Source organism: Streptomyces sp. NPDC056452, from assembly GCF_042796085.1.
Lineage (GTDB): Bacteria > Actinomycetota > Actinomycetes > Streptomycetales > Streptomycetaceae > Streptomyces.
Map to the genome: position 1 here is coordinate 38,801 of NZ_JBHTRI010000017.1, position 23,155 is coordinate 61,955.

Below are 23,155 nucleotides of genomic sequence, written 5' to 3' on the forward strand. Positions count from 1 at the left end.
GGAACCTCTCCCGGGCCGGCCTTCTGTCATGACGAAGCCGACGTCAGCCGATCTCGATGAGCAGATCGCCCGCCTCTACCTGCTGGATCTTCCCGATCGCGAGACGCGCGACCGTGCCCGCACGCTGGGCGGTGATGGAGGCCTCCATCTTCATCGCCTCGATGGTGGCGACCGTCTGACCCGCCGACACCGAATCGCCCTCCGCCACCTGGAGCGTGACAACGCCCGCGAACGGCGCGGGGACATGCCCGTCGTTGCCCCGCTCGGCCTTCTCCGCGGCCTTGACCTCGGTGGCGACGGACGTGTCCCGCACCGCGACCGGGCGCAACTGGCCGTTGAGCGTGGCCATCACCGTACGGAAGCCACGTTCGTCGGCCTCCGAGATCGCCTCCAGTTCGATCAGCAGCGTGACACCGGCCCCCAGGGTGACCGTGTGCTCGGTGTCCGGCTCCAGACCGTAGAAGAAGTCCTGCGTGGGCAGTACGGAGGTGTCGCCGTAGGCCTCGCGGTGGGCGTCGAACTCCTTGGTCGGGCCGGGGAACAGCAGCCGGTTCAGCGTCGCCTGCCGGTTCCGGCCGAGTCCCTCACGGTCCTCCTCCGACAGGGTCACGGCCTCGGACTGCGCGGGGCGGCCCTGGAGTGCGCGCGTACGGAACGGCTCGGGCCAGCCACCGGCCGGGTCGCCCAGCTCGCCGCGCAGGAATCCGACCACCGAGTCCGGCACGTCGAACTTGCCGGGGTCGGACTCGAAGTCGGCCGCACTGACCCCGGCTCCGACCAGGTGCAGGGCGAGGTCGCCCACCACCTTCGAGGAGGGGGTCACCTTGACCAGTCGGCCCAGCATCCGGTCGGCCGCCGCGTAGCAGTCCTCGATCAGCTCGAAGCGGTCGCCGAGGCCGAGCGCGATGGCCTGCTGACGCAGGTTCGACAGCTGCCCGCCGGGGATCTCGTGGTGGTAGACGCGCCCGGTGGGCGAGGCCAGTCCCGACTCGAAGGGTGCGTAGACCTTGCGCACGGCCTCCCAGTACGGCTCGAGTCCGCCGACCGCGTCGAGCGAGAGCCCCGTCGCGCGCTCGGTGTGGTCGGTGGCCGCGACGAGCGCGGACAGCGACGGCTGGCTGGTGGTGCCCGCCATCGAGGCGACGGCGGCGTCGACGGCGTCGACTCCCGCGTCGATCGCGGCGATCAGCGTGGCGAGCTGGCCGCCGGCGGTGTCATGGGTGTGCAGATGCACCGGAAGGTCGAAGCGCTCGCGCAGCGCGGTCACCAGGGTGCGTGCGGCGGGCGGGCGCAGCAGGCCGGCCATGTCCTTGATGGCCAGGACGTGCGCGCCGGCCTCGACGATCTCCTCCGCGAGACGCAGGTAGTAGTCGAGCGTGTACAGCTGTTCGGCCGGGTTCGACAGGTCCGCGGTGTAGCAGAGGGCGACCTCGGCGAGCGCCGTGCCGGTGGACCGTACGGCGTCGATGGCCGGACGCATCTGCGAGACGTCGTTGAGCGCGTCGAAGATCCGGAAGATGTCCATGCCGGTCGACGCCGCCTCGGCGACGAAGGCTTCGGTCACCTCGACGGGGTAGGGCGTGTAGCCGACGGTGTTGCGCCCGCGCAGCAGCATCTGCGTACAGATGTTGGGCACCGCTTCCCGCAGGGCCGCGAGCCGCTCCCAGGGATCCTCGGCGAGGAAGCGCAGGGCCACGTCGTAGGTGGCGCCGCCCCAGCACTCCAGGCTGAGGAGCTCCGGCGCGGTGTGGGCGACGTGCGGGGCCACGGCCAGCAGGTCGCGCGTCCTCACCCGGGTGGCAAGCAAGGACTGGTGCGCGTCACGGAAGGTCGTGTCCGTCACCGCGACGGCCCGCTGCGCACGCAGCTCGGCCGCGAACGCCTCCGGCCCGAGTGCCGCGAGGCGCTGCCGCGATCCTTCGCGGAAGGGTGTGCCCTGGGGGACGGACGGGAGCTTGAGGGCCGGGTCGATGACCTGGGGACGCGGGCCGTGGGGACGGTTGACGGTCGTCTCGGCGAGGTACGTGAGCATGCGGCTTCCGCGGTCCGCGGAGGGGCGCGCCCGGATCAGTTCGGGGTGGTCGGCGATGAAGCTCGTCGTGATGCGGCCCTCGCGGAAGCCGGGGTGGTCGAGCACGGCGCCCAGGAAGGGCAGGTTGGTGGCGACTCCGCGGATACGGAACTCGGCGATCGCCCGCCGCGCGCGGCGGGCGGCGTTGGCGAAGTCGTGGCCGTGGCAGGTCAGCTTGACCAGCATCGAGTCGAAGTGGGCGGACACCTCGGCACCGGTGTGGACGGTGCCGCCGTCGAGCCGTACACCGGGGCCGCCCGGGGAACGGTAGGCGGAGATGGTGCCGGTGTCGGGACGGAAGCCGTTGGCCGGGTCCTCCGTGGTGATACGGCACTGCATGGCCGTGCCGGTGAGCACGATGTCGTCCTGCGTCAGACGCAGTTCCGGCAGCGACTTCCCGGCGGCGATCCGCAGCTGCCCGATCACCAGGTCCCGTCCGGTGACCTGCTCGGTGACCGTGTGCTCCACCTGGATGCGGGGGTTCATCTCGATGAAGACGTGGTTGCCGCGCTCGTCGACGAGGAACTCCACGGTGCCCGCGTTGACGTACCCGATGTGCTTGGCGAACGCCACGGCGTCGGCGCAGATGCGTGCGCGCAGCTCGGGGTCGAGGTTCGGCGCGGGCGCGATCTCGACCACCTTCTGGTGGCGCCGCTGCAACGAACAGTCCCGCTCGTACAGGTGGACGACGTTGCCCTGGGTGTCGGCGAGGATCTGCACTTCGATGTGGCGCGGATTGATGACGGCCTGCTCGAGGAAGACAGTGGCGTCGCCGAACGCCGACTCCGCCTCGCGCATCGCCGCGTCGATCGACTCCCGCAGCTCGGCGGGCTCGGCGACACGCCGCATGCCCCGCCCACCGCCACCGGCGACGGCCTTGACGAACACCGGGAACCCGATGGAGTCGGCCGCGCCGACCAGCGTGTCCACGTCGGTGGACGGCTCCGACGACTTCAGTACGGGAACCCCGGCCTCGCGGGCGGCCGCCACCGCGCGGGACTTGTTGCCGGTCAGGTGCAGTACGGAAGCGGGCGGTCCGACAAAGGTGATCCCGGCCTCGGCGCACGCGGCGGCGAGGTCGGGGTTCTCCGAAAGGAAGCCGTATCCGGGGTAGACGGCGTCGGCACCCGCCTTGCGCGCGGCCTTGATCACCTCGTCGACCGAGAGGTAGGCCCGCACCGGGTGGCCCTTTTCACCGATCTGGTAGGCCTCGTCGGCTTTGGCACGGTGGAGCGAGTTGCGGTCCTCGTGGGGGAACACGGCCACGGTGGAGATGCCGAGCTCGAACGCCGCACGGAACGCGCGGATCGCGATCTCGCCCCGGTTGGCGACCAATACCTTGCGGAACATCAATGTCCCCTGTCGTGTTGCGGGCACAGCGGCCCCAGGTGGCGATGTCATTCCGGCTGCCGGGATCGGCATCCGCTGTCCCCGTGGACGGTACCGATCAGTAGCGGTGGCGTCGATCTCCCACCAGCGGGAGATAGCTCACGCCGGTAGGAGATACCTCACGCCGCTGGAATCGGGCGTCGGCACCGTCGGTGCGCCGTTGCGGCCAGGAGCTTCTCGCTCGGCTCCGGCAGACGTGAGCCCACGGGCGGCCCGGACGCGCGAAGGACGGGCCTGTGCCGACGCGCCGTCAGGGCCGAACTGCGGGCCGGGGCCCAGGAGGTGCGGCCGGGCCCGTCACCTGCGGATCAGGACGCCTGGACACAGGACGGGCACAGCCCGCGGTAGGTGACTGCGGCCTCGGACACCGTGAAGCCGAACCGCTCGTCGGCCGGGAGGTCGGCCAGCGGATCGCCGGTCGGGTGAACATCCCGGACAGTTCCGCATTCGGAGCACACCAGGTGCTGGTGCGGGCGGTGTGCGTTGGGGTCGAAGCGCTTGGCACGGCCGTCGGTGGAGACCTCTATGACCTCACCGAGGGCGACCAGCTCGCCCAGGGCGTTGTACACGGTCGCTCGGGAGATCTCGGGCAGCCGCTGTACCGCACGTGCGTGCACCTCGTCGGCGGTGAGGTGCACGTGGTCGCCGTCGAGCACCTCCGCGACGACACGCCGCTGGGAGGTCATACGCCAGCCACGTCCTCGCAGTCGCTCCAGCAGGTCACTCATATCGGTTCACCTATTCGGCCTTGGCGGGATACCTGACGTCTACCGGTGAATGTCCGGGCTCCGATTGAGTACGAGTCTGGTGTTCTTGTTGACCTGGACTCTATCCATCGTAGGATCGGTTCCGGCGATAGCCAAGGGACAGGAAGACTCCAGTACGGCAGGAGACAGAGACGTGACGGGACCATCACCAAGGACCTGCGCGGTGCCGGCCCGCGGATGACAACTGCCCGCGTCGCGCCGCTCGAGACCCTCCGGGACGGTGACCAGCTCGGAGTTGCCGAGGCGATCGCCACCGGGGTGAGCGATCGCGTGGGCACCCCCGTTCAGGTCCTCGACGCGTCCCGCCATGTGCTGACCGCGGCGGGACGCGCCTGGTCGCCGACCTCGGCCGGCGAGGCCACCGGGGCCGGCCGTGTCCGGCCGCACGGCTTCTCGCTCGGCAGGACCGAGGTCACTCACTCCTGTGCCCCGACCGCTCCACCGCCCGCAGTTCCTGAGCAACGCGATCCGCCCAGTCCGGAAGGATTCCCATGTCCGAGAACCATGACGCAATCGTCACCGACGCGAAGGCAGAGGGCGGAGGTGGCTGCCCCGTCGCGCACGGGCGCGCCCCGCACCCGACTCAGGGCGGCGGAAACCGCCAGTGGTGGCCGGAGCGGCTCAATCTGAAGATCCTCGCCAAGAACCCCGCCGTGGCCAATCCCCTCGGCGAGGAGTTCGACTACGCCGAGGCGTTCAGGACGCTCGACCTCGCGGCCGTGAAGCAGGACATCGCGGAGGTGCTGACGACCTCGCAGGACTGGTGGCCGGCAGACTTCGGCAACTACGGCCCGTTCATGATCCGGATGGCGTGGCACAGCGCGGGCACCTACCGGATCAGCGACGGCCGCGGCGGCGCCGGGGCCGGTCAGCAGCGCTTCGCCCCGCTCAACAGCTGGCCGGACAACGGGAACCTCGACAAGGCCCGCCGCCTGCTGTGGCCGGTCAAGAAGAAGTACGGCCAGAGCCTCTCCTGGGCCGACCTCATGATCCTCACCGGCAACGTCGCCCTGGAGCAGATGGGCTTCGAGACCTTCGGCTTCGGCGGCGGCCGCGCGGACGTCTGGGAGCCCGACGAGGACGTCTACTGGGGTCCCGAGACCACCTGGCTCGACGACGAGCGCTACACCGGCGACCGGGAGCTGGAGAACCCCCTCGGTGCTGTCCAGATGGGCCTCATCTACGTCAACCCCGAAGGCCCGAACGGCACACCGGACCCGCTCGCCGCGGCCCGCGACATCCGTGAGACGTTCCGCCGGATGGCGATGAACGACGAGGAGACGGTCGCCCTGATCGCGGGCGGCCACACCTTCGGCAAGACCCACGGCGCGGGCCCGGCGGAGAGCGTCGGCGACGACCCCGAGGCCGCCCCGATCGAGGCGCAGGGCCTCGGCTGGAGCAACTCCTTCGGTACCGGCAAGGGCGGGGACGCGATCACCAGCGGCCTCGAGGGCATCTGGACGAACACCCCGACCACGTGGGACAACAGCTTCTTCGAGATCCTGTTCGGCCACGAGTGGGAGCTGTTCAAGAGCCCCGCCGGCGCGCACCAGTGGCGGCCGAAGGACGGCGCCGGGGCGGGCACGGTCCCCGACGCCCACGACCCGTCGAAGAGCCACGCTCCCACGATGCTGACGACGGACCTCTCGCTCCGTCTCGACCCGGCCTACGAGGTGATCTCGCGGCGCTTCCTGGCGAACCCCGACGAGTTCGCGGATGCCTTCGCGCGCGCCTGGTTCAAGCTGACCCACCGCGACATGGGCCCCGTCGTGCGCTACCTCGGCCCGGAGGTTCCGGCGGAGACGCTGGTGTGGCAGGACCCCCTCCCCGCCGCGACGCACCAGCCCGTCGACGCCGAGGGCACCGCTGCCCTCAAGGAACTGGTTCTCGCCTCGGACCTGACGGTGTCCGAGCTCGTCTCCACCGCGTGGGCGTCGGCCTCGTCCTTCCGGGGCAGCGACAAGCGCGGCGGCGCCAACGGCGCGCGCCTCCGCCTCGAGCCTCAGAACGGCTGGGCGGTCAACGAGCCCGACGGGCTGGCCACGGTGCTGCGCAAGCTGCAGGGGATCCAGGAGTCCTTCAACTCCGGCCGGACCGACGGCACGCAGGTCTCGCTCGCCGACCTGATCGTGCTCGCCGGCGCCGCAGGCGTCGAGAAGGCGGCCAAGGACGCCGGTTTCGACGTCGAGGTCCCGTTCACCCCGGGCCGTGTGGACGCGTCGCAGGAGCAGACCGACGTCGAGTCCTTCGCCGCGCTGGAGCCGACCGCCGACGGGTTCCGCAACTACCTCGGCAAGGGCAACCGGCTGCCGGCCGAGTACCTGCTGCTCGACCGGGCGAACCTGCTGACCCTCAGCGCCCCCGAACTGACGGTCCTCGTCGGTGGGCTCCGCGTCCTGGGTGCGAACCACCAGCAGTCCTCGCTCGGTGTCCTGACCGCGACCCCCGGTTCGCTGACCAACGACTTCTTCGTCAACCTGCTCGACCTGGGCACGACGTGGAAGGCGACGTCCGAGGACGCGAACACCTTCGAGGGCAGCGACGCCACCACGGGTGAGGTCAAGTGGACCGGCACCCGCGCCGACCTCGTCTTCGGGTCGAACTCCGAGCTGCGCGCTGTCGCGGAGGTCTACGCGAGCGACGACGCGAAGGAGAAGTTCGTGAACGACTTCGTCGCGGCGTGGAACAAGGTGATGAACCTCGACCGGTTCGACCTCGTCTGATCCTGCTGTCCGGGCCGCCTGTCACCGGCCGGCCCGGACGGCACGTCCGCTGTCGGGCCCGAGCGGGCCGACCCGCGGTGCGTTCCTTGCGGGCAGTGAGTGATTGACGGACGTATTCAGGCGGTGTGACGATACGCCGATGCCTGGTCTGCACGCACGGATGGCTGTCCGCCGCGGTGATTTCACCGGCGCCGTCGTCGCTCGCTGTGCGGCGGAGGTGCCGTTCTACGGGGAACTGCCGCGCCGGACGCTCGAGGGTGAAGTGACCCGGTCGGTCACCGCGGTGCACGATCTGCTGCTGCGGGCGCTGCGTGAGGACGGCGTGATGGGCCCGGGTGACCTGACCCGCCTCATCGAGTGGTCGGGGCGCCGGGCCGAGGAACGCGTGCCCCTGGAGGCGGTGATCGCCGCCTATCTCATCGGTGCCGAGGTGTGGTGGCAGGTTCTGTCCGAGACGGCGGAGCCCGAGGAGCTGACCGGCGCGGGTGCGAAGTTGCTGGCCTGCCTGCACGCGGCCATGCCTGCTGTCGTGCTCGCTCACCGGAATGCCCAGGAGGACATCCACAGCGAGGACAAGCGGGTACGGCGGGCGCTGCTGACCGCTCTGCTGGCCGGACGGCCGTACGAAGACCTGTCGGAGGCGGCACAGGTCGGCGTGGCCGGCGGGCATGAGGTTGTCGCCCTGGCCTTCGAGTCGAGTCCGCCGTCCAGGCTGGTGCAGTCCTCGCTCGAGGCCCTCGCGGGTGTCCCTGTGCTGATGGATCACGTCGCCGGGATCGCGCTGCTGCCCGGCAGTTGCGACCTGTCCGGCCTGCCGGATTCGCTCGGGAAGGACGTGGGGCAGTCCGTGTTCGCGGCTGCTGCCCCGGCCGTGGGGCCGACCGCCGTTCCTGCCGCGGCGGCGGAAGCGGGGCGCGTACTCGAACTCGTACAGCGGTTGGGCCGCCCGCCCGGGCTGTACCGGCTCGATGACGTGCTGCTGGAGTACCAGCTCGCGCGTCCCGGTGACGCGCTGCTGCGGCTGGCGGCCAAGCTCGATCCGCTGGCGGACCATCCGTACCTGCTGGAGACACTGCGTGTGTTCGTCGACCACGGGCACAACCGCCGCCGGAGCGCGTCGGAGCTGTGCATCCACCGCAACACGCTGGACTACAGGTTGCACCGGGTGAGCACGCTGACCGGGTTGGACCTCACGGTCCCGGCCGAGGCGCGGCTGCTCCAGGCGGCACTCGTCGCCACGGACCTCACCTGACCGGGAAGCCTGGCTGCGGGACCTGGCGGTGTGCCCCGCAGCGGGCCGGGCCGGCGCTACAGCCAGGCCAGCAGCTCCTCCTGTCGCGGTGCCAGGACCGTACCCGTGCCGGGGTGGTCGAAGACCATGACCGGCCGGCGTGCGTCCCACGCGGACCAGCCGGGGTCTCCCGAGGCGGCGAAGTCGACCCACGCCCGGTGCATGGCGTCGGCCAGCGGCTGAGGGGCGTCCGGCCCCGTCAGTGTCTGGCCGTGGAGGAGGTTGTCGAAGACGAAGCCGATCTCCAGGGCGTGGCAGGCGCCCAGTCCCAATGTCGGCGAGCGCCAGGCGAACTCGTAGAGAAACGTGCGGGCCGGCCGGGAGTCGGCGAGCCGGTTGAGAGGCCCGCGCAGCAGCAGGTCCGTGGCCATCTCGCCGAGGATCACCCCCGGCTTCGCGCCCGGCCGGGAGGCCCGGTAGAGACGCGCGACCCGGCCCGGGATCCGGAACTTCAGCAGTGCCAGCCGCAGCGCGAGTCCGCTGATGCGGTCCACCGCCCCGCCGGGCACGAACCACAGGCGGTACTCCTCCCGGTTGCAGCCCAGGAGCAGGTCGACCGACGGAAGCGGAGGGTCGGCGGGCACCACGTCGTCGTCGACCACGATGTGGAAGCCGGGCCCACCGCTGATCGGATCGGCCCTGCCGACCACGGCGTCCTGCACATCCAGCAGCCGCTCGCGGTTCACCGCGGCGAACTCCTCCGCTGTGGCGGGCACCCGCAGCTCCTTCGCCATCGCCCGCACGGTCTTCGCTCCCTGACCACGCGTCACGGTCTGCGGCGGGCCGCTCTGCAGGATCGCGCGGTGGAACAGGCCGGCCGCGCGGGGGCTGGTCATCAGGGCGGCGATGCTGACGGCTCCTGCGGACTCGCCGCACACGGTGACGCGTGCGGGGTCTCCGCCGAAGGCCGCGATGTTCTCCTTCACCCAGGTCAGGGCGGCGATCTGGTCCAGCAGGCCGCGGTTGTCGGGTGCGTCGGGGAAGACACCGAACCCTTCGACCCCGAGCCGGTAGTTGATCGAGACGAGGACCACTCCGTCGCGCGCGAAGGCGCGGCCGTCGTACAGCGGCATGGCGGCCGAACCGTTCCGCAGGGATCCCCCGTGGATCCACACGATCACCGGCAGAGGTCCGCCACCGGCATCGCCACCGGCGTCAGGGGTCCAGATGTTGAGGTGGAGACAGTCCTCCCCCGCGATGTCCACCTCGGGAATCAGCTGGTCGAGGGGCGGCCGGTAGGGGCGTTGCGGAGCGGTCGGCCCGTGCTCAAGCGCGTCACGCACCCCTTCCCAGGGTTCGACGGGCGCGGGGGCACGGAACCGGTGGACGCCGAAGGGCGCGGCGGCGTAGGGGATCGCGAGGAAGGTGGCGACCCCTCCGTGGACGCGGCCTCGGACCTTTCCTCGGCAGGTGGTCGCGATGATGTCCATGTCCGTCCTTTCACGAGCGGTGCCCGCCTTCCCTGCCGGGACGACAGGGAAGGCGGTGACGAAGGGGATCCGCGGGTTACGGGGTGGTGGCCGGAACGCTCAGGGCCAGGCCGTTCCGGCGGACGTCGGACCAGGTGGTGGCGTCGGTGCAGATGCCGCAGCCGGGGCCGAAGAACTGGGCACGGGCCGTCCCGTCGCCCATGAGATGGGCACGGAACCACGCGGTGGTCGGAGCGGCGAACGGACCGGGGTCGCCGACGACCGTGAAGTGATCGGCCCCGCGCAACTCGCCGTAGAGGGCCGGGATGTGGTCGGCGGCGTCGTAGAAAGCCTTGACGAGGAAGGGGAAGACGATGCTGTCCTTCTCACCCGCCAGGAGGAGCGCGGGGACGTGTACCGCGTTGATGTCGGCCAGCGGACCTGGCTGGATCGGCAGGATGGTGTCGATGCGGGGGTCCGCACCGACGACGATGGCGGCCGCACCGCCCTGCGAGTGACCCGATGCGCCGATGTGCTCGAGGTCGACATGGTTGAGGAAGATGCTGGCCGGGTCGGCGTTCCTGCGGGTGAGCATGTCGATGCCCGCTCGCATGGAGATGCCGAGGTTCGACTGCGGGGTGTTCGCGGCGGCGACGATGAAGCCCTGACCGGCCCAGTGGAGCAGCAGGTCCCGGTAGACGAGGGGAATGCCGTTGGTGCCGTTGCCCCACACGATCACGGGGTGGCGGCGATCGCTGCTCGCGATGTCGCGCGGGTAGTACAGGGTGGTGATCGCTCCGACTTCCACAGCGGTGGCGTAGGGGCCGGGGTCACCGAAGCCACCGGCGGCCGCGGCCGTCGGGGTGACCGCGGGAGCGGATGCCGACGCTGCGCCCGCACCGACCGATGCGGACAGGACGAGGGTGAGTGCGGCCAACGGGACGAGCAGATTCCTTCTCCACAGCACGGCGACTCCTGACGTCAGGGTTCACCGAGTGATTCATCCGGATCACTTCGGTGTCTGACCGCACATCCTGTGGGAGTCGTCGGGCACCGTCTCTGCGCAATCGCGGCAATCACCGACGTCGGAGTTCGTGCAACATGCCGAGAGTCGCCGGCCCGGCGGTGGTGCCATGCTAAGGGCTGTCCCGGACGTGGCATCGCCATCCGCCGGCGGGGCCCGAGCGCGCCGGCGGCCCGTCGTACGGAGTGCTCCTCGTCAGCCGCCCGTCGCCGTGGTGGTGAAGCGGTCGCCGCAGATGCGGAGTTGCGGGGTACGCAGGGTGAGTGCCTCCGTGGAACCGGGCGGATAGACCTTGAGGTAGTCGGGCCGGTCCCAGCAGCCCGAGTCCTCGATTCCCTGATTCAGTGTGTGCAGGGTGACGCCCGCGGTCCTACCGGGTCCGATCACCATCCGGTCCCGCATTCCGCCCTCGCGCTCGGCCGGCACGCCGATCACGCTGCCGTCACGCTTGATCAGTGAGACACCGGGGAAGCCGCGCAGCGTGCAGGAGGCCTGGGACTTGTTCTCGAACGTGAGCCGGAAGTAGACCTGCCCGGCTCCCGCGTCGGCACGGCCCAGGCTCATGCCCAGGTCTGCGGCCCTGCAGCGCCGGGAACCCGGCTCGGCCGCGGCCGCGGGCTCCGAGCCGGCGGAGTCCTCGGGGGCGGCCGCAGCCGCGGCTGGGACGGAGGCCTGCGCGTCGGAGGGGCGTTCCTTGCCGGGTGCCGTACTGCCGTGCGCGGCAGGCGTCGCCCCGGTCGGGGCGGTCGTGTCCGAGGCACCGGCGCAGCCGGCAGCCACGAGGGTGAGCGATGCGATCGCCATCGGGGCGAGGACATGCCGACGGAGCATCCGAGCCCTCCGGTCCGTCCTCCGGCTCCGCGGCCGGAACAATCGCTCGGACTGCGACGGGGTGGTGCGCGCGTGTGAGCCCATACCCTGTCGCCTGCTCAGTTTCGCGCCGTCCGAACCTGCCCGTACGAAAAGACGCATAGCCCCGCACCGGTTGCGAGGCCGGGGCCGGTCAGCCGTTCGGGAGGTCCTTGCCGTAGCAGACGCTGAACGGGTCGGTGTCATAGGGCGGGTAGGGCGGCACTCGGTGCCAGCCCCGTCGTTCGTAGAGCCCCATCGCCTCCGGCTGCAGTTTCCCGGTCTGCAGGAGCAGCCGGACGGCTCCGAGCCCGCGGGCACTGGTCTCCACCGCGTCGAGTGCCGCCTTGGCCAGGCCACGCCCTCGGTGCCCGTCGTGCACGTAGACGCGCTTGACCTCGTAGTGGCCCCCTCCGTGGTGGTGCAGCAGTCGCAGTGAGGCGGTCGCCAGCGGCCGGGCGCCCTCGTAGGCGATCCAGGTGGTGACGATCTCTTCGGCGGTCGGCGAGTCGGGCCGGAACCCGGCGCGTTCGGCGTCGAAGGGCGCGTAACGGGGCCGCAGTTCGGCGTCCATCCGGTCGCGCAGGGCCACCGCGTCGGGGTGATCCCAGCCGGTGGCGGCCCACTGCACGGTGCCCTCGCGGGGAGCCGGTGCGCGGTCGGCCACGTCGGTCGGGGTGGACTGGACGTCCAATGCGGTGCTCCTTGCGTCGGTATCGGCCGGTGCCGTCCGCGGACGGTGGCCTTGACCAGCTGGGCCGTGCTTCCGGACGTGCACTCGCGCCCTCGGGCCGGGGCGCGAGTGTACGTCTCCGCTGCGGGCCGTCAGCCGGCGGCCCCGGTCTCCTGACGTTCCACGCCGATGACCTTGCGGTACACGCGGGCGCCGTCGCCGTAGTCGTCCACGGCGTAGTGCCAGGTCGCCCGGTTGTCCCACAGGACGAAGTCACCGGGGTTCCAGCCGAGCCGGATGGTGTAGTTCGGCGAGGAGGCGTGCCTGAGGAGATGGTCGAGCAGCGCCTTGCCCTCCTCGGGTGTGACACCCGTGAGCCCGAGTGCCGAGGTGCTGATGAACAGTCCCTTCCGCCCGGTGTCGGGATGCTCGAGTACGACCGGATGCTCGACCGTCTCCGTGACGGGGGTCCGCCTGCTGCCCTGGGCGTAGTTCTGGGGGTCGGCGTCGTAGACGGCGCTCACCGATGCGAGCAGCACCTTGAACGGCTCCGACAGGTCGTCGTAGGCCGTCTGGAGATCGGCCCACAGGGTGTGCCCGCCGAGCTCGGGCACCTCCTCGTAGGTGAGTGACTCGATGGCGAACACGGGGCTCCGCCACAGCCCGCCGATGTGCCAGGTGCTCGCTTTGCCGGTCTGCCGGACGTTGTACGGGTAGACCAGCGGGTTGGCGGCATCCTTCGCGGCGGTGGGGTGGTCGAACGGTTCCGCGAAGATGTCCACGGCCCTGACGTGCTGATCGGGCGTCAGGTTCTGGTTCCGGAACACCAGCACCTTGTGCTCCCGAAAAGCCTGGCGCAGGAGGTCCGCGGTGTCGGCGTCGACCGTGTCCGTAAGGTCGACTCCGATGATCTCGGCGCCGAACCTCGGTCCTACGCGCCGTATTTCATGACTGGTGACAGTGGTCATGCCCATCTCTCTCCGTTGTCGTGCGGGACGACGCACGCCTCCGCAGCGGAGGTGTGCGAACGGTGAGGTCCTGTCCTGCCCGATCTCCGGATCGGATCAGGACGGTGCCTGGGTTCGTCGACAGAGGGACGCGTCGGTACGCGCCAGATCCACGTGCAATCTGCGGTACAGGGCCGGGGCGGTCACCCGACCACGGTAAGCGGACCGGTTCCCCGTGGGCGAGTGAGCGCAGGTGCTACGGGCCTCCGGGCAGCCCGCTTCGGGGGTCCGGACATCCCTTGGGTGCAGGTCGGGCGGCATCGTTGCACTCGTATGAACATCGGCGATCGAGGCGACCGCGGATGTCTCAGCGTGCGTTCCTGGGCGGTCCGAGAACACGGGATCCGAGACCCAGTACCGCAAAGCGCGGCTGCGCTGAACGTTGCGCGCAGTGTCGAGGAGTCGTGCACGCAATGAACAGCACCGTCCCTCGCGGGGGCTTAGTTTCGTGTCGCGGCCGAGAACGCCACAGTGGATTCCGCGATCACTTTTCCCTGTCCGGCACACCTTTGCTACGGCCCGACTTCCCAATCGAACCAAATATGCTAGGAATACCGATGCGCAAATTCACAACAGTGTTGACGGCTCTTCTCTTCTCGCTGTCCCTGGGCATGCTGAACACCGGTACCGCACAGGCGGTCGGCTACGGATACTGGAGCACGTTGGACAACGGCTACTACCTGGGAGCCCCTCTCTGCGCTACTCCCGAGGGGAACAGCACCGCGAATGGGGCGATCATTACCCAGTGGAGTTGTACCGGTAGCGACCTGCAGCAGTGGATGCAGAGATCCGACAACCGAATTGTGCACAAGTCGAGCGGCAAGTGCCTGACGCCGAGCGGCGATGCGAGCGGCACCAACGGTGCAGTGTTGACGCTGTGGACCTGCAACAGCAGCGCCGCCTCTCAGCTGTTCGTCGTGGGGTACAGCCACACCTTCACGCAGCACGGTGGTAAGTGCATAACCCCCAAGGGCAACTCCTGGGCCAACGGTGCCTACCTCACTCTCTGGACCTGCGCAGAGCCCGCGCCGCCTGTGCAGCGGTGGAACTGACAGCCTTGTGAGAGCTGGGGCACTCCCAGCACCCTCAAGCTCGGGGACGCCGATGCCAAGTGGCACGGCGTCCCCGGTCCGCCCCGGGGTCCGGCCGGACGAAGTCGGCCTCGGCGAGCGCCACAACGGCCTGAGTGCGTGTCCGAAAACCTGCGTCATATCCTTGATCATGTGGCGGTGGGGGAAGCACGGCTGTGCGACAACCGGCATGGGGCTGGGGCGCTGCCACGTCCAGGGCGTGGGGGATCGCATGGGGTTGTCGGTTGCGTCGGACGCTGTCGTGGCGTGCGAGGACAGGTTTGACTGGTTTTGCGAGACGGTGTCCAGCGATGTGATGCCGGTCAAGCTCAGCACCCTGCATGCGGCCGACTTCCGGGCGAGCATCACGGACTTGGATCTCGGCGTGGTGCGGTTGTCCGCCGTGGCTTGCTCACCAGTGATTTCGCGCCGCACTTCGGCACACGTCCGGCGTGGGGACCCCGAGCACATGCAGCTGGCGCTCGTCACACAAGGTGCGGTGAGGATCTCTCAGCGGGGCAATGAATCGGTGGTGGCCGGAGGACTCGTGCTCACGGACACCTCACGACCGAGCGAGGGGGCCTGCACCGGTGGGCAGATCGAGACGATAGTGCTGCAGATTCCCCGTCCGGCCCTGGCGCTGCGCCCCGACCGGGTGGACCGCCTCCTCGCACAGGGCTTGGCCGCAGACACGGGGCCAGGGGCAATCCTCGCCGACTTCCTGAAAGCGTTGCTGAAACACGGCCAGCGCTGTCGCCCGGAAGAGCTGCGCGGGACAGGGTCCGTCGCCCTCGACCTGGCCACCGCGTTTCTCGCTCAGCAGCTCGGTGACCTTGGCGAGGCGCCTGCCGAGGCCCGTGCGCAGGAGACCCTGCAGCGGATCTACCGATTCATCGACAACAACCTCGGCGACCCGGGTCTGACTCCTCAGCTGATCGCAGATCGGCACACCATGTCCCTGCGGGGTCTCCACGCCCTCTTCCGCGACCAGCATCTCAGCGTCGCGGCACGTATACGCCGAAGCCGGCTGGAGCGCGCCCACGCCGACCTCGCACGCGGGGAACTGAGCGGTCAGCCCGTTCAAGTGATCGCGGCTCGCTGGGGCTTCTCCAGTGCAACCGCGTTCGGCCGGGCATTCCGCGAAGCCTACGGAATCGCCCCTACGGAACACCGTGCGCTCTCCCTGCTCGCCTCACAGCAGGCAGAGCGCAGAAACCCTCCACGTCACGCGCACCACCGCACGCAGCTCCGTCTTGCCCGGAGCAGGAGTGAGGCGAGTGTGACCGCTGCTTCGTAGGAGGTAGCGGTGCGACGGACCTAGGAGCTGGTCCGGCACAGTTGCTGGTCCACGAGTGTGGTCATGGCCTGCTGGGTGTCCCGGTTGCCGTCGCTGGTGCCGTACACCACCGCGGTCCGGGTCCCGTGCCGGGTGGCGCCTGCCCAGGTGACGTAGCCGAGCAGTTCACCCCGGTGACCGAAGTAACTGCCGCCGCAGGACAACGGGATCTCGGCCAGACCGAGTCCGTAGTTCACGCCCAGCTCGGGTGCCGGCCCGGTGGTCGTCATCTCGTCGAGCTGTGCCGGCGCCAGCAGTCGGCCGCCGAGCAGCGCGGCGTAGAAGCGGTTGAGGTCGTGCGTGGTGCTGATGATCGAGCCTGCGCCGACGCCCATACTCGAATTGAGCGCCGTGACGTCGGTGCCTGTCGAGGTGCCTGTGTCGGTGCCGAACGCGGTGTAGGCCCGGGCGTGCGGGCCGAGGATGAACGGGAAGGAGCCGGGCGTACTCGTGTCCCTCAGGCCCAACGGGCGGATGACCCGGTCCTTCACTTCCCGTGCCCAACTCCGGCCGCCGACCTTGCGAATGATCATCGCGGCGAGAATGTAGTTGGTGTTGGAGTACGACCAGCCCTTGCCGGGGTCGAACCTGGGAGTGAGCCGCATCGCCATCCCCACCAACTCCTCGGGGGTGTAGGTGCGGAACCGCTCGGCCCGATAACCGTCGGCGCTGTTCAGCGCGGGAATCTCCGGCCCGACATCACGGATGCCGCTGGTGTGCTGCAGCAACTGCCGCACGGTGATCCGGCTCCCGTCATTCCCGTTGCCCCGGACCACTCCCGGCAGCCACTGCTCGACGGTGTCTTCCAGGGACATCCGCCCCTCACCGACGAGTTGCAGCACGACCGTGGCGGTGAAGGTCTTGGTGGCGCTGCCGATCCGGAACCCGCCGTTGCGTGGCATCGGCCTCCTGGTGCCCGTCCCGGCCGTCCCGGCGCGCGCGCTGTCATGGGTGACCGGTGACGTCACCTCGGCGGACACACCGACGGTCCCGGTGTCGTGGATCGCGTCCACCTGCTGCTGGAGCGGATCGGTCCGCTGGGGCTTCGCCGCCGCCGGCAGCCCGGTCGATGCGGCAAGGAGGACCGCGGCCAGACCGCTGAGGGCGAGCAGGTCCCGCCGACGCCTTGCTAACACGTGCATGATGATTCCTCTTCCGTTCGGGTCGCCTGCGCGTTCGGAGTCCATCCCACCAGCGGAGAGCCGACGGACCCATCCGGCTTTCCCCCTGACGTACCGACACGCTGTCCTCAGGACGGTGCCGGGGGTTGGCCCCCGGTAGGGACGCGGAGAAGGGGCCCGGAGTCCTCTCGGACTCCGGGCCCCTCTGCCGACTGTGAACAGCCGGTCAGTGGCTGTCCTGTGGTTCAGGTCCTCACTTGAGGGCGTAGGCCCGGGTGATGGTCTGGACGGTGCGGCTGCCCGCGGAGTCCCAGGCCTCGGTCTTGAGCGTCACGAAGCCGTTGGTGTCCGCCAGCTTGGGGTGCCACAGGAGTGCCTGGAAGGAGTTGTCGTCCTTGCGCAGCATCGCGGCGGACTTCCATGTGGCGCCGTCGTCGTAGGAGACGGAGACCTTGGCACCTGCCATCTTGGTGGAGCCGGCCCAGCCCTTGGGACGCCCTGCGTCCACGGTGAACGTGTACGGCAGTCCGGCCCGTGCCTGGTTGAGCACGTTCAGCGGCAGGTCGTAGTCGAGCATGATCACGGGCATGGACTCACAGAACTTGGGCGCAGGGATGAACTCTGTGTCGCAGCCCTTGATGGCCATGGTGGTCGGTGCCGCCTGGCTGAAGTTCCACTCGGTCCGTATCTGACGGCCCAGGGTGACGCCCGGGACGTCGGTGGCGAGCTTCTGGTCGAGGACGTACCGGTAGTCCGCCTTCTCCTGTGCCAACTCGCCGAAGCCGGTGATCGGCTCGCCGTTTCGGTAGAGGCTCCAGGTGCCGGTCAGGCCCGACAGAGTGTGGGTGGGATCGTTGTCGGCACCGTTCCAGCCGGGGAGTTTCTGCCAGACGTCGGAGCGGCAGAACAGACACGGCCCAAACTCGTACGGGGACACGCGCATCGGCGCGTCGAACCAGCTCCGCGTGTAGGACCTGCCCGGGGTGAGGTAGCTGCCGCGGAGGTCGCTCATCCTCCAGGTCGAGGAGTTGAAGCTGGCCGTCACGCTCGACTGGTACGACACCCCGGTGCCCGCGAGGACGTAGTCGTCGCGGGTGGTGCCCTGGTAGAGCGGCTGGCCGACGGATCCCGTGCTCACCTGCAGGGGACCCCAGACGTTGATGTTCTCGGCACCCAGGCGCCGGGCTCCGTCCGAGTGGAACGTATTGGTGACCTTGGCGAAGTCCTTGACGTCGACGGTCTTGGCCAGGTCGGCGGGGATCCGGTCGTCGGTGAAGTGCGGGTTGTACGTGTAGCCCGACTCCAGGACGCCCTTCAGGGCGATCCGGACCTTGTCCTTGGCCAGCAGAGCCTTGAGGGTCGCGGCGTTGTCGTACGTGGCGTGGGCGACCGGAATGGTCTGTCCGGCGGGGACGCCGCTTCCGCTCGGCCCGGGGGTGGCAGGGGCCACGATCATCGCGACGGCTCCGGCAGCCGCGGCCCTGGTGGCCTGGTCGTCGGCCTTGGTGACGTCGGCCACGGAGACCAGAACGGTCTTGCCCTTGACGGCGGCACCGGCAAAGTCCTGCTCGGTACCGGCGCCCAGGTCGACCAGCTCGGTGCGCTTGGTGCCCTCGAAGCGCTTCGCGTTCACCGAGGACTTCAACGGAATGGTCGCGCGCCCGGGGGCCGTCACCTCCAGCTGGACCAGCGGTTCGCGCCGGGCCAGGCCGGTCTCCAGGCGCAGCGCGCCGGTGGTGGCGGCGGCACTGGGGATGGCGCCTTGCCGCAGGTCGGCGAGGTTGAGCAGGTTGCCGATGCCGGAGAAGTTCGAGTAACCACCTGCGGTGCCGGGGTCACGGACGATGAACGTGCTCACCTGGCCGTTCTCCAGGGGCCGCTTCTCACCCTTGATCTTCACGCTGACGTCGGTGGCGGTGGTGCCGTCGACGGTGAGGGTCTGGTCCCGGTCACTCACCTCGATGTTCGGCACGGAGAACAGGTCGGCCGCGTAGGAGACCGGGCCCCCGGTGGGTGCCGCGGAGTAGACCGAGCCCTCGATGGAGTACTTGCCGAGCGGCACCGACAGGGTGGCGGTGCCGTTGGCGTACAGGGTCTGGCTCTGCCAGACGGTGTTGTCCACGCCGTGCAGGGTGAACCTGAGCGCGGTGGGCGTCTTGCCGAAGCGGTCGGTGACGTTCAGCGTCACGTCGTGCTGCTCGACGGAGGTGACGAAACCGAGCGCGGCGTGCACTGATTCACCGCTTGCGGCGGTGGCGGTGACGGATCCGCTGTACCGGCTGGTCTTCAGTCCGTTCGGGTCAAGAGTGACGGTGACCTCTGCGGTGGATCCGGCCGGGACCGTGACCCGACCGTCGGACAGTCCCGCTCCCGAGAGGGCCAGCGTGCCGGCGGGGACCTCGGCGCCGCTCGCGTCCTTGACCGACGCGGCCAGGGTCACGACGGTGTCGCTCGTGGCGTTGTTGCGGAACGTGAGCGTGCGGGTTCGCTTCTCGTACGTGCCCTTCTGCCACGGGATCACGCGGAAGTCGGCCGTACCGGACAGCTCCAGCGACGGGTCGAGCGCTGCGGGGATGTCGACCCGGCCGTAGCCCTGCTGGTAGACGGTCTGCTCGGCGGCCGACTTGGCGTGGGCGGTCAGGGCTTCCTTGATGTGCTGCCCGGTCCAGTCGGGGTGGCGCTGCTTGAGGATCGCTGCGGCGCCGGCCACGTGCGGGGTGGCCATCGAGGTGCCGTTGGCCGAGGTGTAGTTGGCGTCCACGGGGGTGCCCATGGTGGTACCGGCCGCGCGGGCGGCGACGATGGCCACGCCCGGGGCGGTGATCTCGGGCTTCATCGCCATGTCTCCGAGCCGCGGGCCGCGGCTGGAGAAGTCGGCGAGCGCGTCGGACTTGTCGACGGCGCCGACGGTGAGGGCCGCGTCGGCGGCGCCGGGGGTGCCGAGGGTCGACTCGCCCTTCCTGCCGTCGTTGCCCGCCGCGATGACGAACAGGGCGTTCGAGGAGGCACTGAGCGAGTTGACCGCCCTGGTCAGGACGTCCTCGCCGGGGGTGTCGGTGCCGCCGAGGCTCATGCTGACGACGTCGGCACCCTGCGCGACCGCCCACTCCATGCCGGCCAGGATGCTGGAGTCCAGGCCCTGCCCGCTGTTGCTGAGCACCTTGCCGATCAGCAGGTCGGCGCCCGGGGCCACGCCCTTGTACGCGCCGCCGGCGTTGGCGCCGCTGCCCGCGACGGTGGCCGCGACGTGGGTGCCGTGGCCGTGGCCGTCCTGGACCGTCTGACCGTTGACGAAGCTCTGGCTGGCAACGATGTCCGACTTGATGTCGGCGTTGTTCAGGTCGGCCCCGGTATCCAGGACGGCGACCTTCACACCTTTGCCGTCGTACCCCTTGGCCCATGCCTCCGGGGCACCGATCTGCGGCACGCTCTTGTCCAGCAGGACCTTCGCCCGGCCGTCGTACCAGACCTTGGCCACTCCGGCGGTGCCGGGAACGACGCTGCTGTCGCCACTGCGGGTGAGCGAGGTGGTGGGCTTGACCGCCCGCCAGAAGCCCTTCGCGCCGTCCTTGTCGACCTGGACGGCGGACAGGCCCAGCTTCGGCAGGACGCGCCGGGTGTCACTGCTCGGCAGATCGTCGGCCTTCTGCTTCAGGGCGGCGGCGGCAGGCGTGCCCTTGAAGTCGACGATGGCCGGGACCTCGTCGGTCTTCGCGTCGCCGTAGCCGTCCCTGATCATCCGGCTGATGTTGAACAGTTCGCGGTCCACCGTGTCGGAGGCAATCGCGGCCGTCGTGTCGTCCGGGTAGACGTACAGGTCGCCGTTCTGCCCACTGGTGGTCTCGAACGTCTTGGACGTCCCGGCCGCCGACAGGACGTTGACCGCCTGCCGGCCGTCCGCGTCGGTGGTCAGCGCCACCGTGTCCCCCGTGATCAGGGTCAGCGTCGACGTCGTCGCTGTCTTCTTCTCGGTCGTGGGCTGCACGAGCGAGCCGCTCTGCGGGGTCGCCGCAGCAGCTGCTACCGGTAGCTGACTCGTGAGTGACAGGGCGACCGCCACTGCCACTCCGCCGACGGCAGCGGTTCGCAGCCGTCTCTCGCGGAATATGTACATCGGGTTCCTTTCGCACGCACAACAGGCAGGCGCGCCAAAGAAAGCGATTTGTGGACAGGCATGGAGGTGACCAGCCGAAGCGTCCGTACGATGCCGCGCCGCCCGGAACCTAACCGGCAGGTCACCGGCGGATCCAGGGGCGCCGTGGCGCATCTGCGCCACATGGCGCTTTGTTGCCACACGCCTCGTGCGGCGGCCTGGACGTGCTCAGTGGTCGCGCGTGTGCGAGCGCGCGGGGCGTGGCAGGGGCTGATGCCAGTCGCCCAGTGCCGTGAGGAGGAACTGGCGGGCGAGAGAACGGATGTCGTCCCACGCCGGATCTGTGGCGAGGGCGTCGGCCCAGTTGCCGACGCGGCCGGCGGCACCGATCTCGCGTAGGCGACGGCCGATGGCCTGGAGAACGCGCAGGTCCTCGGGCTCGAAGACTCCGCGTTCCGCGAGTCCTTCGGAGACGCGGCAGAGGAGTTCCGCCTCCTCGACGACGTCCTTCGTCTCCAGCTCACGCTCGCCCAGCCAGGCGAACTGATCCTGGGTGCCGGCTGCGAGGAGGGCCGCAAATCGCATCGTCCAGGTGCGCAGGTTCGCGTCGCCGAGATGGTTCATCCGTGCAGGATCGCATCTGGGTCCGGCAGCTGCAGCCTGCGCGCCACGACGCTCGGCACGGGAACGGAACACGGCTTCTGGGCACGCAAGTTGCTTGTAGAGGCAGGTGTGGATCCGAACGATCTGCGGCGGGAAGGCGACCTCGGCCGTAGTGCGGAGTGGGGGCGGCCGGCGACACGATGCTCGGCCGCGGTCCGGCCGGCCGTTGCTGGAGTCCCCGGCCCGTGGACCCCGCGTGTGCCTGGTGGCGGATGACCGGCGACACGGATGCCGCTGCCCCGGTACTGCCGGCGGCCTTGGAACCTCTGAGGTCGGGTGATGCCGACGAGCCCTCCAGCGCGGCGGTTCGGTACATCGCCCAGATCGGTGCGGCCGTCACCGCAGCCCCCCTTCTCGAAGCGACGCTGTCCTCCGAGCGCTGCCTCCCAGCAGACATCTACCCTGCGGCCCGCGCGGCACTGGCCGCTTTCGGCTACGGCCTCCACCTTCAGCAGACGCTCGTTCTCCGAAGGCCGCCTTGCCGGACAGTCGCGCGGTCAGTCCATCCGGCGCGCTGTGACCGGTTCGTCGACATCCGTGATCCACCCCAGCCGGGCGGCCTGCCATCCCAGCTGCATCCGGCTGGAGACGCCCGCCTGGTCCATGAGGCTGTGCACCCGCCGGTTCACCGTCCGCTTGCCCATGCCGAGTTGGCGTGCGATCGCGTCATCGGTGAGTCCCGAGAGCAGGAGAGTCAGCATCTGGGCGTCGGGCTGTGTGAGGGGCCCCTGATCGGAGACGGGATCCAGCGGCAGGGCGGTCGCCCACACCATCTCGAAGAGAGCGAGCAGAGCTTCGAAGAGCGGCCCGGGGTGGATCAGCAGGGCCACATGTGGCAGCTGTGCCTCCTCGGCCCGCAGTGACACGAGTGCCGCGGATCTGTCGACGATCACCAGCTTGAGCGGGACCTGGTTGAGTACACGGGCCCGCTCGCCGGCGTCGACGTACTGTTTGATCTCCTGCAGCGCACCGCTCTCGGCCACCGCCAGACGGTCGTACACCGTCCGGTACCCGACCCCGGCCGTCAGCTGGTCGAGCTCGGCCGCATTGAGTTCCTCGGACACCAGGTACGGCGGTGCGTCGAACCTCAGCACCTGCTTTCGGGCATTGCGCTGGATCTGCTCGTACCTGAGTGCCAGGCTCTCCTCGGGAACGATCTCGGCGATCTCCTCCAGGGCAGCCGGGCCGGAGGCAGTCTTGCGGTACTCCTTGGTGAGCCGGTCCAGGACGCCCCGGGCGGTGCGGAGCTGGTTCATCCGCAGCAGCAGGAGCTCTTCCCCTGCGATGTCGGGCGGAGAGGGAATCACCTGCGCGGGCCTCTCGTCGGTGAGGGTCACCAGTCCTTTGGCGACGAGCCCCTGCGTCGTCTCGACCGTCTGCGCGTGGCTCAGGTTGAGCCTCTGCCGCATCTGATCGGTACGGATGCGGCCCGACCTGACGAGAAATTGGTACATCTGCGACTCGCTCGTGCTCAGCCCCAGCGTCTCCAGCATGTGCGCCCTTCCCCTCGAAGACCAGCAGAGGATAGCGGGGCGCCGGAGCGGCCGTTCGCCGGAGACAGCAGGTGAGAAGGTACGGGATCACTGCCGGTCGTCACCCGCGTACCGGACCCGGTGAATGTCTCCTCCCGCGCCGTCACGGCACGCGCACCACACGGGACACACCTTCG

General features: G+C 69.6%; 15 protein-coding genes. 4 read left to right on the forward strand and 11 right to left on the reverse strand.

The annotated features are described in order from the left end of the window. Nucleotides 1-43: 43 nt before the first annotated feature. Nucleotides 44-3,421, reverse strand: coding sequence for a pyruvate carboxylase (locus ACFQ6X_RS18350; protein ID WP_383182639.1), 3,378 nt, complete (start codon nucleotides 3,419-3,421; stop codon nucleotides 44-46). Nucleotides 3,422-3,768: 347 nt separating this feature from the next. Then, nucleotides 3,769-4,188 (reverse strand): Fur family transcriptional regulator, encoded by a 420-nt coding sequence (locus tag ACFQ6X_RS18355; protein WP_383182641.1) that lies wholly within the window; start codon nucleotides 4,186-4,188, stop codon nucleotides 3,769-3,771. A gap of 530 nt (nucleotides 4,189-4,718) precedes the next feature. Here ACFQ6X_RS18355 and katG point away from each other — a divergent pair. Continuing rightward, nucleotides 4,719-6,950: a catalase/peroxidase HPI gene (katG, locus tag ACFQ6X_RS18360; RefSeq protein ID WP_383182643.1), complete on the forward strand. Its 2,232-nt coding sequence runs from the start codon at nucleotides 4,719-4,721 to the stop codon at nucleotides 6,948-6,950. A 139-nt stretch (nucleotides 6,951-7,089) separates the two neighbouring features. Next, the gene (locus ACFQ6X_RS18365) at nucleotides 7,090-8,202 is read left to right on the forward strand and encodes a PucR family transcriptional regulator (protein WP_383182645.1); all 1,113 of its coding nucleotides are present in this window, start codon (nucleotides 7,090-7,092) and stop codon (nucleotides 8,200-8,202) included. Nucleotides 8,203-8,258: 56 nt separating this feature from the next. Here the strand turns inward: ACFQ6X_RS18365 and ACFQ6X_RS18370 are convergent, their stop codons facing one another. The 5 genes from ACFQ6X_RS18370 to ACFQ6X_RS18390 all read right to left on the reverse strand — a co-directional run bounded on the left by ACFQ6X_RS18370 (nucleotide 8,259) and on the right by ACFQ6X_RS18390 (nucleotide 13,164). Next, entirely contained in the window at nucleotides 8,259-9,671 is a 1,413-nt protein-coding gene (locus ACFQ6X_RS18370) for a carboxylesterase/lipase family protein (protein ID WP_383182647.1), read from the reverse strand. Between the two features lie 76 nt (nucleotides 9,672-9,747). Then, a complete protein-coding gene (locus ACFQ6X_RS18375; protein WP_383182649.1) occupies nucleotides 9,748-10,617 on the reverse strand; it encodes an alpha/beta hydrolase family protein in 870 nt (289 codons plus the stop codon). 252 nt (nucleotides 10,618-10,869) lie between these two features. Then, nucleotides 10,870-11,478: a DUF4232 domain-containing protein gene (locus ACFQ6X_RS18380; RefSeq protein WP_383182651.1), complete on the reverse strand. Its 609-nt coding sequence runs from the start codon at nucleotides 11,476-11,478 to the stop codon at nucleotides 10,870-10,872. A gap of 199 nt (nucleotides 11,479-11,677) precedes the next feature. Further along, nucleotides 11,678-12,217, reverse strand: a complete 540-nt coding sequence (locus ACFQ6X_RS18385; protein ID WP_383182653.1) for a GNAT family N-acetyltransferase — start codon at nucleotides 12,215-12,217, stop codon at nucleotides 11,678-11,680. Between the two features lie 131 nt (nucleotides 12,218-12,348). Further along, nucleotides 12,349-13,164 (reverse strand): TauD/TfdA dioxygenase family protein, encoded by an 816-nt coding sequence (locus ACFQ6X_RS18390; RefSeq protein WP_383182655.1) that lies wholly within the window; start codon nucleotides 13,162-13,164, stop codon nucleotides 12,349-12,351. 596 nt (nucleotides 13,165-13,760) lie between these two features. Between ACFQ6X_RS18390 and ACFQ6X_RS18395 the strand changes: the two genes are divergently transcribed. Both ACFQ6X_RS18395 and ACFQ6X_RS18400 read left to right on the forward strand, forming a co-directional pair. Beyond that, nucleotides 13,761-14,255, forward strand: a complete 495-nt coding sequence (locus ACFQ6X_RS18395) for an RICIN domain-containing protein (RefSeq protein WP_383182657.1) — start codon at nucleotides 13,761-13,763, stop codon at nucleotides 14,253-14,255. Between the two features lie 250 nt (nucleotides 14,256-14,505). Continuing rightward, a complete protein-coding gene (locus ACFQ6X_RS18400) occupies nucleotides 14,506-15,570 on the forward strand; it encodes a helix-turn-helix domain-containing protein (RefSeq protein WP_383182659.1) in 1,065 nt (354 codons plus the stop codon). A 20-nt stretch (nucleotides 15,571-15,590) separates the two neighbouring features. Here the strand turns inward: ACFQ6X_RS18400 and ACFQ6X_RS18405 are convergent, their stop codons facing one another. From ACFQ6X_RS18405 to ACFQ6X_RS18420, 4 genes are all read right to left on the reverse strand, one after another. Next, complete coding sequence (locus ACFQ6X_RS18405; RefSeq protein ID WP_383182661.1) at nucleotides 15,591-16,751, reverse strand: serine hydrolase domain-containing protein; 1,161 nt, start codon at nucleotides 16,749-16,751, stop codon at nucleotides 15,591-15,593. 232 nt (nucleotides 16,752-16,983) lie between these two features. Further along, entirely contained in the window at nucleotides 16,984-20,844 is a 3,861-nt protein-coding gene (locus tag ACFQ6X_RS18410) for a S8 family serine peptidase (RefSeq protein WP_383182663.1), read from the reverse strand. Nucleotides 20,845-21,051: 207 nt separating this feature from the next. After that, complete coding sequence (locus ACFQ6X_RS18415; RefSeq protein ID WP_383182665.1) at nucleotides 21,052-21,447, reverse strand: hypothetical protein; 396 nt, start codon at nucleotides 21,445-21,447, stop codon at nucleotides 21,052-21,054. 536 nt (nucleotides 21,448-21,983) lie between these two features. Continuing rightward, nucleotides 21,984-22,979, reverse strand: coding sequence for a helix-turn-helix domain-containing protein (locus tag ACFQ6X_RS18420; protein ID WP_383182667.1), 996 nt, complete (start codon nucleotides 22,977-22,979; stop codon nucleotides 21,984-21,986). Nucleotides 22,980-23,155: the final 176 nt, after the last annotated feature.

Coding starts and splice junctions, on each gene's coding strand:
- ACFQ6X_RS18380 (WP_383182651.1), bottom strand. CDS start 11,478: ATGGCGATCGCATCGCTCACCCTCGTGGCTGCCGGCTGCGCCGGTGCC.
- ACFQ6X_RS18410 (WP_383182663.1), bottom strand. CDS start 20,844: ATGTACATATTCCGCGAGAGACGGCTGCGAACCGCTGCCGTCGGCGGA.
- ACFQ6X_RS18355 (WP_383182641.1), bottom strand. CDS start 4,188: ATGAGTGACCTGCTGGAGCGACTGCGAGGACGTGGCTGGCGTATGACC.
- ACFQ6X_RS18365 (WP_383182645.1), top strand. CDS start 7,090: ATGCCTGGTCTGCACGCACGGATGGCTGTCCGCCGCGGTGATTTCACC.
- ACFQ6X_RS18370 (WP_383182647.1), bottom strand. CDS start 9,671: ATGGACATCATCGCGACCACCTGCCGAGGAAAGGTCCGAGGCCGCGTC.
- ACFQ6X_RS18405 (WP_383182661.1), bottom strand. CDS start 16,751: ATGCACGTGTTAGCAAGGCGTCGGCGGGACCTGCTCGCCCTCAGCGGT.
- ACFQ6X_RS18420 (WP_383182667.1), bottom strand. CDS start 22,979: ATGCTGGAGACGCTGGGGCTGAGCACGAGCGAGTCGCAGATGTACCAA.
- ACFQ6X_RS18400 (WP_383182659.1), top strand. CDS start 14,506: ATGGGGTTGTCGGTTGCGTCGGACGCTGTCGTGGCGTGCGAGGACAGG.
- ACFQ6X_RS18390 (WP_383182655.1), bottom strand. CDS start 13,164: ATGACCACTGTCACCAGTCATGAAATACGGCGCGTAGGACCGAGGTTC.
- ACFQ6X_RS18395 (WP_383182657.1), top strand. CDS start 13,761: ATGCGCAAATTCACAACAGTGTTGACGGCTCTTCTCTTCTCGCTGTCC.
- ACFQ6X_RS18350 (WP_383182639.1), bottom strand. CDS start 3,421: ATGTTCCGCAAGGTATTGGTCGCCAACCGGGGCGAGATCGCGATCCGC.
- katG (WP_383182643.1), top strand. CDS start 4,719: ATGTCCGAGAACCATGACGCAATCGTCACCGACGCGAAGGCAGAGGGC.
- ACFQ6X_RS18415 (WP_383182665.1), bottom strand. CDS start 21,447: ATGAACCATCTCGGCGACGCGAACCTGCGCACCTGGACGATGCGATTT.